Genomic DNA, 13050 nt, shown 5'->3' on the forward strand with positions numbered 1-13050 from the left:
ACTACTTATTTTAATTTAATTCTTTATTTAAATTATTTATGGTTAATTTAGTCACAATAAATCTTATCTTTTCATAAGAAACATCTTCAGCTAAATTTTCTTTAATTGGCTTTAACTTACTATATCCTACTTTATCTATAGCATCTAAAACTAACTCTTCTTCTCTTTTTGAAAATAAAGAATCAAAGTCTATCTCAAAGTCTATTTTATTTCCTTCTTCTAAATATTGCTGAATATGCGATAATATCGTAGTAACTGAAATATCTCTTTCCTTAGCAATAGTATGGAATTTATCTCCCTCTTGTAACATATCTATTGTTATTTCAAAAGACTTTTTCTTTCCATTTTTTCCACTGCTTTTTTTAAACTTTTCTTCTACGTCTTCCTTATTAAGTTTTAGTCCTGATTCCCATTGAACTTCAATATTATTTACTTTAACATATTCTTTTATTACGCTTAAGAACTTATCTCCATATTTAAGTATTTTCTTTTCACCAACTCCACTTATTTCTGAAAGTTGATTTTCACTTATAGGTATTCTCATACTCATCTCTTTAAGAGTATTATCCCCAAATACTATGTATGGAGGAACTCCCTCTTCAGAAGCAATTTCTCTTCTAAGACTTCTTAATAAATCAAATAGTTCATTATCAACAGAAACTCTTTCAATTTTTCTTTTCTCCTTAAACATAACTTTTTCATTGCCCTTAAGAATATCTATAGAAACTTGATTTAACCTAACTACAGGATATTCTCCAACATAATCTATATATCTATGTGAAATAAGAGTATTTATAAAATCCTTAAGCCCATCTTTAGAATAATCTTTCATTATTCCATAAGTACTTAATTTATCTAATCCTAAATCAATTATCTTTTTATTCTTTGAGGCTCTTAAAACATCTATTATTACCCCAATTCCAAAAGGTCTTTTCATTCTATAAACACATGAAATAACTTTTTGAGCATCTATTGTTTTATCAACTAGTTCACCTTCCATTTCACAGTTACTACAGTTATTACAATCTTCTTCTAACTCTTCTCCAAAGTAGTTAAGTATAAATCTTCTATAACATCCATTAGAATAAACCAAATCCATCATAGTTTGTAGTTTACTTAACTCATTTATCTTTCTTTCAGGGTTTAAGGTTCCAGTTTCTATTATATATTTCTGTGTTTGAACATCTCCTGGTGAAAAAATAAGAATACACTCTGATTTCTCACCATCTCTTCCTGCTCTTCCTATCTCTTGATAATACCCCTCTATATTTTTAGGCATATTATTGTGAATTACATATCTTATATTTGGCTTATCTATCCCCATCCCAAAGGCATTTGTAGCAACCATTACATTAGCTTTATCAAAAACAAAATTCTCTTGATTTTCTTTTCTTTCAACATCTGAAAGTCCAGCATGGTATTTTGTACATTCTATTCCCCTTGAATTTATAAGCTCACATAAAGAATCTACTTCTTTTCTAGTTGCACAGTAAATAATTCCTGAAACATCCTTATTTTCTTTTAAATAATCTAAAATGTAATGAGCCTTATTAACTCCTTTTTCTATGATTATTTTAAGATTGTCTCTATCAAAACCAGAAATAAAAACCTTCGGATTATTAAGCTCAAGTAATTTTACTATATCTTCTCTAACTTCCTCTGTTGCAGTTGCTGTAAAAGCTGAAACCACGGGTCTTCTCTTTAAAAGATTTATAAATCTACCAATAAATTTATAACTACTTCTAAAATCATGTCCCCATTGAGAAACACAGTGTGCCTCATCTACAGCTACCTGTGAAATATCTATATTAGAAACTAAATTTAAGAAATCCATAGACTCAAGTCTTTCTGGCGCTACATATAATATTTTTATGTGTCCATTTTTAACATTTTCAAATATATCATTTATCTCTTGATTGCTAAGAGTTGAGTTTATATATGCTGACTCTATTCCCATACTATTTATAGCATCAACCTGGTCCTTCATAAGAGAAATAAGTGGAGAAATTACAACCGTAACTCCTTCTAAAATCAAAGCTGGAATTTGATAACAAATTGATTTACCACCACCAGTTGGCATTATAGCAACAACATCATTTCCACTTATAATCTCATTTATTATTTCTTCTTGTCCTTTTCTAAATTCACTATATCCATAAAAACTCTTTAAAATCTCTTTTGCTTTATTCAAAATCTCTCTCCTTTTTTCTTTCTATATCAAGCAAATACTCTTTTTTACTTAATCCATCAGCATATCCTGTTAAGGAGCCATTTTTCCCTATTACTCTATGACAAGGAACTATTATAGCAATAGGATTTTTATTATTTGCTCCTCCTACAGCTCTACTCCCCTTAGGATTTCCTATTTTCTCCGCTATATCTTTATATGAAACTGTCTCACCATAAGGAATTTTTCTTAATTCATTCCATACCAATTTCTGAAATTCCGTTCCTTTAGTGAAATTAATTTTTACTGTAAAATCTGTTCTTTTGCCCTCAAAATATTCTTCCAATTCTTTTTTACATTTTTTTATTTCTTCACTAATAGCTTCTTCTACACACTCTTCTTTTTGAACAAAGTTAATTTCTACTATAAATCCCTCTGATTCTATTATTTCTAGAACTCCTATAGAAGAATTATAATATCCTTTATTAATTGAATTCTCTTTCATAAACATCATATCCTTTTAAATTATTTACATATCTTCTATTAAAATTCGCTTTTAACATAGCAATTCTTAAAATTATTAATGTTTCATGGAATAAATATATAAATTTATTATACTATATATTTCTTATATAAGTTTTCATGTAAGAAATCTTCAAAAATTTAATATATCTTCAAAAATTACTAGACATTATAATATATCAAACTTATAAAGCAATTGAAAATCTTGTAATATGAGAGTATTATTTTTATTTACAAGGCTTGTTTACTTAAATAAAAAGCCTCTTTTGATGAAAGGATTGATTAAATATGAGCAAAAAAGCCATAATATCAAACACAGTTATATTTGTATTTATAGTTGCTTTTATAATTGCTTTTAAAAGTATTTTTGGAGATGATAATACACTTATTGGAGTAACGACAGCAACTGCTATGCTTATGATGTTACAAAAAGATTTAACCCTGTCTCCATTAAAAAATACATTATTATTAATTGTATTAAATTTATTTATAGGTGCTGCTGCAACTTTAGCAGGCATGAACATGTGGTTAGGAATACCTATAAACTTCATAGCAATGTTTATTTTAAGTTATTCTTTATGCTATAACCTAAAAAATCCTATGTACTTACCATTTTCACTTCAATATTTATTTATATTAGTAACCCCAGTAACTCCTGATAAACTTCCAATGAGGTTTATATCTTTAATTTCTGGCGCAGTAATAATAATGATAGTTCAATTAATCGCTAATAGAAATAATGTTCAGAAAAAAGGTAACAAACTATTAATTAAAACTTGTAATGATATAATAGAAAAAATTAAAAATCTAAATATAAATGAAGATACAACTTCATTAGATAACAATATAAGAAATAGCCTAAATAATTTTAGAACAATTATTTATAATAAGCGTGAGGAGAGATTCTATTTAACTGAGGAAAGCAAGATTAAATTAAATATTTCAGTTGCATTAGAAAAAACTTATTTATTACTAAATGAATTAGATTGCTCTCAGCATAAGGATTTAGTTTCTGTTTTAGAAAACTCTTTAACTGAAATAAAAGTTTTTTTAAGTAATGAAAGCACAATAAATGATGATGTTCTTAGTAAAATTAAGCATTACAAAGGTGAGTCTATAGAAAACTTAACTGTACTTAAGATTTTAAGCAATCTTGCCTTTATTTATGAATCATTAGTTAAGCTAAAAGAATTAGGTACTAAAAAATATAACTTAATAAATAAACTTGATGAAATTCCACATAATTTTAAAACAATATACATTATGCAATCTAACTTCAAGACAAGATCAGCTAAATTTTCATATGCTATACGTATATCTATTGGTATATCATTAGCCGCATTTATAATGGATTATTTCCACTTAGCTGAAGGAAGATGGCTTGTATTCACAATTTTATCTTTAGTGAATCCTATATATGAAGTATCAAAAACTAAAACTAAAGACAGAATTTTTGCTACAATAATTGGTGCAATAATAGTAGAAATTCTTTTCTTTGCATTTAAAGGTGTTTTAGCAAGGACTTTAATACTTATGTTAGCTGGATATATAAGTGGATTTATTAAAGATTATAAGTATAACATGATTTGCGTAACAGTATCCGCAATAGGTGCTGCTTCACTTTTAGGAAATATGGGCTTTACTAGTACAATGGTAATAAACAGACTATTATTCGTCGCACTAGGAGCTGTACTAGCTATATCAATAAATAAATTTATTTTACCTTATAACTTAAATAAAGATATATCAATCTTAAAGAAGATGTATGTTGATGTAGTTCAAGAAATGCTAACTACACTTGAAGAAGTATATATACATAAATCTAGTACAAAAATGAATAACTTATTCATAGTAACATCTTTTATCGAAGAAAGACTTAAAGCAAATAATATTCAAGAAGATGATAATTTAAATCAACTTATAACTAACGAAAGAATGCTTATTTGTAGTATTTATGAGTTATATATTCAATTATCTAACTATAGTTGTGAAAATCAACATTTAAAAAATGTATTTAATAATTTAAAAGAAGAGAAATCTAATAAAAAATGCGAACTTAAATTAAAAGACTATATTCATGACTCACATAGTCTTGAAGAAAAACTATTATTAAGTAACGTAATAGAAATTTCAAATAGTATAAATAGCTTAAAAACTTTATTAGCTTAATAAAATAGAGCCTATAAAAAAGACAAGCTTATCATAAGCTTGTCTTTTTTCAATCTATTTAAACAATAATCCTATAGCAAGTGGGCCCATAATTGTTATTAATATGTTACCCACAGCATAAGAAGGTGTATAACTTAAAGCAAATATACTACTTCCAGTATCTTCAACAATTGCATTTAAGGCAGCTGTTATTGTACCTGCACCACAAAGTGATCCGATTATATCTACTGGTTCTAATTTTAAAGCGTACTTACCAAAGTATAGTGATAAAACATGTGGTACTAAAGACACTACTATACCTATTAAAAGAACTACCCAACCCATAGATTTTAATGCAGGAATAAAGGCACTTCCTGCTTCTAATCCAACAACTGAGATAAATAAGTTTAAACCTACACTCTTTAAGAACCAACGTGTTGATGCTGGTATTTCTCCGAAACGAGGATGTTTATTTTGATACCATCCAAATAATAAACCTGAGAATAAAGCACCTCCACCACTACCAAGAGTTAATGGAACGTTATGTATAGTTAATGCGAATGTTCCTATTATTACACCAACTATAATACCAAATGTTAAATAACTAACATCTGTTTGTGAGCCTGTATCTTTTATATAACCAAATTCTTTGATTATATTTCCAATAGCATGTTGTGGTCCTATTATTTGTAAGAAATCACCATTTTTCATTTGAGTTTCATCTTCCAAAGCCTTACCGTTTCTACTAACTCCTAATAACATTATATTGTTATTATATAAATCTTGTAGATTTTTTAAATTAAATTCTTTTGTAAGGACTATTTCTGACTTCTTCAATGATATATTTAGATATTTTTCATCTGAAGTTTCTGTTAATCCAGAACTAGCAACTTGTAACATGTTTGTAAGGTCACCTATTAAAGTAATATAGTTTCTTGCTTCTATTTTAATATCTTGATTAAACTTAACATCATTGTCATTTTGAAAAATCTTTTCGAAAGTTACTTTATGCTTAAATTGTTTTTCAATATCTCCTACTGATTTTCCTATAAATGTACAATTATTATTTACAAGAAAAGAACGCATTTTTACATTCTTTAAAATAGCTGAGCTATTTGATGAATCACCTTTAAAGTTTATTTTTTCAATCATTCTTTTAGTTTCTTGTTTTAAATTTACATGTAAAAGCATTGGAGCTATATTCTTTAAGAAAATAAGTATTCCAACAGTACCAAATATATAAGTTATAGCATATGCTATTGCTACACTAGATTGCATAGCAGTTTTTTGAGCGGATGAAATATCTAGTGCATTAATTGCAGATGCCGAAGTACCTATAACCGCTGATTGAGTAAGTGAGCCGGCGATTATACCTGCACCTTCCCCTGGACCAACTTTAAATATTTTAAAGCATATCATAGCAGCAGCGAATGCAACTACACTGAAGAATACTGCGTGTATTACAAGCTTAACTCCTGATTTCTTTAAACTATTTATAAAAGCAGGTCCGACTTCATATCCTATTGTGAATATGAAGAAACTAAAGAATATATTTTTTACTACTGGAGAAATGTGGAATATTGCAAACTGTCCTAAAATAAGTCCAACAAGCAATGTCCCTACTGTTGATCCTAAACTAAATGACTTATATCTTAACTTACCTATCAAATATCCTAAAGCTAAACATAGAAATATAGCTACACTAGGATTCTTTTCTAAAAAATCTATTATGAATTTCATTTAAATCACCTTCTATACTATTTTTGTGATTTAAATTTATCATGATATTCAGAAAGTAACTCTAAAATTTGTTTAGCTATTTTCTTATAAGCATTATCTGGTAAGTTAGCTTGGGATACACGTAATGTTCCAGGAGTTGCGCCAAAGCCTACCCCTTCCATTAATACTACTCCATTCATTTCTGCTAAACGTAATAAGAAGTCAATTGGTTCAAAATTATCTTTTAAGTATGCTGTAAATTCTTCGCTATATAAATTAGTTGCTATTTTATAAATATCTATTAATGAATAATATTTGGCATTTTCTCTACTATTATCTTCTTTAATTCCTAAAGTAGTGAATAAATCATTATATCTTGATCCTACTAATTTTTTAGAGCTTTCAATATATGGATCTTTTCCTTCAGTAAGTAATGCACTTAAAGCAAATAAAGCCATTTGAATTTGTTGAGGAGTTGATAATCCTGAAGTATGATAAAGTCCTACTGAACGACTATCAGCAACAAGTCTATCAATGAATTTTAATTTTCTTGGTTCTAATGTTACAAGACCATATCTAGCATCTAATTCTTTTAATTTTTCTTCTGGTAACTTACTTATTAAATCATCAAAAACATTATTTTCATTAGCACCTATTAATCCTAATCTCCAACCAGTTGCTCCATATAATTTAGAGAATGAATAAACTAATAATGTATTATAAGGTGCTACTGCATATATAGTTTGAAAGCCGTCAACAAAAGTTCCATAAACATCATCAGTTAGTATTATTAAATCTTTACGTTCTTTCACTAAATTAGCTATATGATTTAAAACTTCTTCAGGTAAGGCTTTTGATCCTGGGTTTGAAGGATTTACAAAGAATAAAGCTTTAATCTCTTTATCATTTAACTTATCTAATTCAGCTGGATCTATAATCCAGTTATTTTCTTCTTTAGATCTTAAGTCAACTTCTATCAATTCATAATCTTGTAATTCTGGAATTTGTAAGTATGGTGTGAAAATTGGAGTATTTAGAGCTATTTTATCTCCTGGTTTTATTAAACCATTTTCCTTTAATGAGTTAAATATGTAGCATATTGCTGCTGTTCCCCCTTCTGTTGGGAATAAACTAGTTTCTTTATCAAGGTTTACGCCATTATAAAGTTCTTTTTGCAAATACATATTTAAAATCTTTTCTGTATTTACTAAGCATCTACTTGGAATTGGATAGTTATTAGCAATTGCTCCATCTACAAATTCCTTAACTAATACATCTTTATCAACATTTAAATTTCTAATACTATAAGCTATAGCCTCTCTTAAGAACTTATCAGCTTCATGACTATCATCTAAGAAAGCCACGAATCTATCATGTATACCATCTAGAGTTGTATATCCTGCTAAATTTCTATCGTTCATAGTTTTTCTTGATTCAATTACACCGAATTCTATTATTCTACTTAATCCCAATCTTCCTTGAGTATTTATCCAATTAGGATTTCCTCTTCCTGCATTTAGGAAAGGATTATGCTTTTCATTATTTTTAGCAAGTTGTAACATTTTACGGCTAACTTCAAAAGCTCCTAATCCTTCTAATTCTTTTTCAAATTCCTTTGTTATCATGACTAATCACTCCTTATAATAAATTATCCCGAAATATCTAATAGTTATATTCATTTTTCTCCGAATACATATATTAAACATCTCAGCTCATGTATACATTAACACTTTTTTAACATTTTTAAAGGCTCACAGTATACAATTTCTTCAAAAAACCGTGAAAACATTTTAAACGTTAAGCATTTTTTTTAGTTATATTAAAATAAACAAGCATTTTTTTGTATTATAATCTAAATTTTTATATTTTTAGTATGTTAATACTTTGTTTACTTTTAAATAATTTTACATTTAAAATATTCTATAAAAAAATGATGTATCAAATTTGATACATCATTTCTAATTTATTTTTTATTTAGGCTCTGTTCTAAGTAAATGTTGATTTTTAGCTATATCTTCAGACCTAAGAATCAACACTACTTTTAAAATAAAGCCTTTACTTAAATTAAGAACTAAAATAACACTATTCACCAGCTACAGATATTTCTTTGATCACAAGGCTCGGACTACCATAGCCTGATGTTACACCACTTTCTCTTAAATCATTTCCAACTTCCTCAATATCTTTTAATAAAGTAAAGAAGTTTCCTGCTATTGTTATTTGTTTTATAGCATTAGATAAAACTCCATTTTCTATCTTTATTCCTTGTGCTGCCAATGAAAAATCTCCAGTTACTGCATTAGCTCCTGAATGAAGGCCCTCTAAATCTATTATATATATTCCATCTCCCACAAATTTTAAAAGTTCATTGAAAGATTTATCTCCTTCTTTTATATAAAAATTCGTTGGACTAGCTTTAACAGTTGCCTTAAATCCTGCTTTAAATCCATTACCTGTTGGTTCAACTTTAGCCTTGTTTGCTGTTTTTAAACTGTGTAAAAATCCTTTAAACACACCATTTTCAATTATATTTTTAAGTTTTGTTGGTACTCCCTCATCATCAAAAGAACAGGTTGAGATTCCTCCCTTTAAGAAAGGATCATCAACAATAGTAACCTTGTCAGAAGCAATTTTTTCTCCTATTTTATCTTTCAAAAGTGTCTTATTTTCTTGAGCTATATCTCCTAAGAAGTTATCCTGCATAGTTCTAACCAAAGCTGCCATAACCTCTCCATCTATAATAACTTTATATTTGCCAGATTTAATAGAAGTTGCACCTTTTTTTCTTAAAGTTTTCTTTATTCCATCATCTATTAATTTATTTATATTTACATCACTTAATTTAGTTGAAACACTTGAAGCGCCATCAACAATCATATTCTCTCCATCCTTAGCTATTGGATAAACAGATGCCTGAACAATTGTACCTTCTTCTCTTAAATCTATTCCTTCTGAATTTACGATTATTCTTTCCACCTTAGAAGTATTGAAGCTTGTGTATTCACTTTTTATTATTTCTGAATTCCTTTTTGATGGCTCAACATTCAATTTAATCGCATTTTCTATCTGCTCTGTTGGAGTCATTTTAGTAATACTTTCATCATACGAATTGACTTCAGTGTATTCTAATCCTCCTTCAAAAATAAATTCTTCATCATTACTTTCAACTAATTCAGCACACTCTTTTGCTTTAAACACTAACATTTCAATTGATTCTTCATCTAATTTTTCAGTATAGGAATATCCCATTTTCCCATTATAAATCCCTCTAAACGAAACTCCTATAGTAGTACTTAATCCATATCTTTCAACTTCTCCCTCAGCTGAACTTATGCTAAGAGAATCACTTTTACCATAATATAATTCATATTTTTCAAAACCAACTTCTTTTGCCTTGCTAAACAATTTTTCTTTAAACTCTTTAAATTCCATAACACTCAACCCCTCCTATCTTCCACCAACTGTGATTTCTTTAACTCTTAGTAATGGCTGTCCTACATTAGTTGGAACTGATCCACTTAAGGATCCACAAACACCTTGCCCATGGTCTAAATTTTTTCCAACCATATCTATATCCATTAATATTTTAGCACCGTTACCTATTAAGCTAGCACCTCTTACGGCTCTATCAATAACACCATTTTTAACTAGATATCCTTCAAGAACATTGAAATTAAAATCACCAGTTATAGGGTTTACTGATCCTCCACCCATCTGTTTTGCATACAATCCATTTTCTATAGATTTTATAATTTCCTCATTATCATCTTCTCCATTTGCTATGAATGTATTTGTCATCCTTGAAGTAGGAGCATATTTATAAGACTCTCTTCTTCCACTTCCTGTAGAAGGCATACCCATTCTTCTGCTATTAAATTTATCAATCATATATGACTTAAGTATTCCATTCTCTATTAGAATTTTTCTTTGAGTTGGATTACCCTCATCATCTATATTTAATGAACCCCATGCATTAGCTATTGTTCCATCATCAATTGCAGTAACCTTTGATGAAGCAATTTGAGAACCAAGTTTATTACAGAAAACAGAATTTCCTTTAGCCACTGAAGTAGCCTCAAGTGAATGTCCACAAGCTTCGTGGAATATAACTCCTCCAAATCCACTTTCAATAGCAACAGTCATTTTTCCTGCTGGACAATAATCTGCATGAAGCATTGTAACAGCAGTTCTAGCAGCCTCATTTCCTACATTTCCTAAATCTATTGTATCGAAAAATTCAAATCCCATAGATGCTCCAGGAGCTCTCATTCCTGACTGATTATCCACTCCATTTGAAGCTATTGCATTAACAGATATCCTTGATCTTATTCTTCTATCTTCAGTGAATAATCCCTCACTATTAGCTATTAAAACTTTTTGATCCTCATCTACCATTGAAACTGTAGCCTGAGCTATCTCTTCACTATAACCTTTTGCTCCATTATAAGCTTCTTTCATCTTTTCAATTTTCTTAGTTGCACTTATGGATGAAGGCACATATAAAACAGGATGAATATTAGTATTTATTCTCTCAACTAAATTTAAATTAACTGTATGTCCATCTCTAACATCACCTAAAGCTAATGCAGCCCTATTAGCAGTATTAATTAGGCTTGTAATAGAATCATCATTTGTATATGCATATATACACTTCAATCCTTTAAAAATTCTTATTCCAATACCATAGTCTTTTCCAGAAATAATATCTTTAACAGACCCCGATGTCAAAACAATCTTATTATTTAACTTTTCTTCAACAAAAACTTCTGCAAAGTCTCCTCCTGTACTAAGTGCTACAGAAAGAACTTTTTTAATCTTTTCTTTACTTAACATAGAATCACTCCCCAACTTAATATAAATAATTATATTTTCTACAATCCTACTTAATTCTAAATATTTAATTCTATTGTAATTGCATAAGTAATATTTTCCTATAACTAAAATAAATATTATTATTATAAAAAATTTACTATTCATTAGATTTTTTATTTTGCATTAAAAATCATGTTATTTTAAGAGAATATTTCAAAAGTGACATATTATTCTAATTAACTTAAAATATAGATTATTGAACTTATTAAAATTATATGAAAAGAGGAATTACTGTGAAGATTACTAAAGACAGCTTTTTTAATGACTTTAAAAAAGACCAAGCTACATATGATGAAATTCACGACAATATATTAGACGGTGTTAATATACATGGTGCTAATTTTATCATCTTAATGTGTGCCATAATAATAGCTTCTGTTGGATTAAATATGAATGCTACAGCTGTAATTATAGGTGCAATGCTTATTTCCCCACTTATGGGCCCAATCATAGCCATAGGATACTCTGTAGGAATCTATAATTTAAAACTTTTAAAAAAATCTATTGTTATTTTAGTTATAGAAATACTTATAAGTGTTACTACTGCCACAATTTATTTTTACTTAAGTCCTATATCTAGTGCTGGAAGTGAAATTTTATCAAGAACATCTCCAAATATTTGGGATGTAATAATAGCCTTTGCCGGTGGAATTGCAGGTATAATAGGTATGACTCGTAAAAAATCTGGAAATATACTGCCTGGAGTTGCTATAGCTACGGCTCTAATGCCTCCACTTTGTACTAGTGGATATGGATTAGCTACTAAAAATATTCATATATTCTTAGGCGCAGGATATTTATTTTTTATAAACTCATTTTTTATAGCACTTTCAACTCTATTGGTTGTAAAATTTATGAGAATACCAACTAGAAACACGCTCTCTGAGATTAAACAAAAAAAATTAAAGAAAATAATAATAGTTTCTACAATTTTAGTTACTATACCAAGTTTAATTTCAGCAGCAACAATGGTTAATAGTTTTATGAATAATACTAATCTTAGTAACTTTATTCAAAAGGAACTTCCCTCTGAGTACATACTTAGTAAAGAAATAAACACTAAAACTAAAACAATAGAATTAGTTACAATAGGTAATACCCTAGATAATACCGAAGAAGCTGAGCTTCAAGAGAAATTAAAATATTATAATTTTAATGGGTATAAGCTTATAATTCAACAATCAACTGATAATTTTCCTGAATTAAAAATGTATTTAAATAAGATAAAAGAACAGGATTCAGGATTTATAGGTGACTTAGAAATAAATAAAGGAAAAAATAATTCTAATAATACTAACAGTGTTACAGCCAATTTAAATTCAGTTACTTCATCTTTGCCTAGCAAATTCAATGATATAATTAAAGTTTATAGCGGAGTTTTAGATAATGAATTGCCTGTATTTATTATAAATTACTCTGAGGATAGTATTGATAAAGATGCTATTAATGCATACATATTATCCAATCCTAATTTAAAAAATGCTAAAATTTACTTTGAAAAAGTAACTCCTGATAAAGAATAGCAGAAATACTTTTAAAATATAACACTTAAATAATAAGAAGAGCTATTTAAAAATCGTTTATATAGCTCTTCTTATTATTTTTTAAATTTATTGTCAAAA

At 28.2% G+C, this 13050-nt stretch carries 8 protein-coding genes; 2 read left to right on the top strand and 6 right to left on the bottom strand.

The window, feature by feature from the left end:
* Window positions 1–10: 10 nt before the first annotated feature.
* Both recQ and OIF33_RS12695 read right to left on the bottom strand, forming a co-directional pair.
* Window positions 11–2191: a DNA helicase RecQ gene (gene recQ / locus OIF33_RS12690; RefSeq protein WP_322504629.1), complete on the bottom strand. Its 2181-nt coding sequence runs from the start codon at window positions 2189–2191 to the stop codon at window positions 11–13.
* Window positions 2184–2672, bottom strand: a complete 489-nt coding sequence (locus OIF33_RS12695) for a methylated-DNA--[protein]-cysteine S-methyltransferase (protein ID WP_322504630.1) — start codon at window positions 2670–2672, stop codon at window positions 2184–2186. The genes recQ and OIF33_RS12695 overlap by 8 nt, the downstream gene beginning before the upstream one ends.
* A gap of 305 nt (window positions 2673–2977) precedes the next feature.
* On the opposite strand from OIF33_RS12695, the gene OIF33_RS12700 reads away from it, so the two are divergent.
* Window positions 2978–4858: an FUSC family protein gene (locus tag OIF33_RS12700; RefSeq protein ID WP_322504631.1), complete on the top strand. Its 1881-nt coding sequence runs from the start codon at window positions 2978–2980 to the stop codon at window positions 4856–4858.
* 54 nt (window positions 4859–4912) lie between these two features.
* Here the strand turns inward: OIF33_RS12700 and aspT are convergent, their stop codons facing one another.
* From aspT to OIF33_RS12720, 4 genes are all read right to left on the bottom strand, one after another.
* On the bottom strand, window positions 4913–6577 hold the full coding sequence (gene aspT, locus OIF33_RS12705; protein WP_322504632.1) for an aspartate-alanine antiporter: 1665 nt from the start codon (window positions 6575–6577) through the stop codon (window positions 4913–4915).
* A 17-nt stretch (window positions 6578–6594) separates the two neighbouring features.
* Window positions 6595–8181, bottom strand: coding sequence for a bifunctional aspartate transaminase/aspartate 4-decarboxylase (locus OIF33_RS12710; protein ID WP_322504633.1), 1587 nt, complete (start codon window positions 8179–8181; stop codon window positions 6595–6597).
* Between the two features lie 457 nt (window positions 8182–8638).
* A complete protein-coding gene (locus tag OIF33_RS12715) occupies window positions 8639–9988 on the bottom strand; it encodes a TldD/PmbA family protein (protein ID WP_322504634.1) in 1350 nt (449 codons plus the stop codon).
* A gap of 15 nt (window positions 9989–10003) precedes the next feature.
* On the bottom strand, window positions 10004–11389 hold the full coding sequence (locus OIF33_RS12720; RefSeq protein WP_322504635.1) for a TldD/PmbA family protein: 1386 nt from the start codon (window positions 11387–11389) through the stop codon (window positions 10004–10006).
* A gap of 272 nt (window positions 11390–11661) precedes the next feature.
* Here OIF33_RS12720 and OIF33_RS12725 point away from each other — a divergent pair, with 272 nt between their 5' ends.
* Window positions 11662–12951, top strand: a complete 1290-nt coding sequence (locus OIF33_RS12725; RefSeq protein WP_322504636.1) for a DUF389 domain-containing protein — start codon at window positions 11662–11664, stop codon at window positions 12949–12951.
* Window positions 12952–13050: the final 99 nt, after the last annotated feature.

Origin of the sequence: Clostridium sp. LIBA-8841, from assembly GCF_034439435.1 — a bacterium.
Lineage (GTDB): Bacteria > Bacillota > Clostridia > Clostridiales > Clostridiaceae > Sarcina.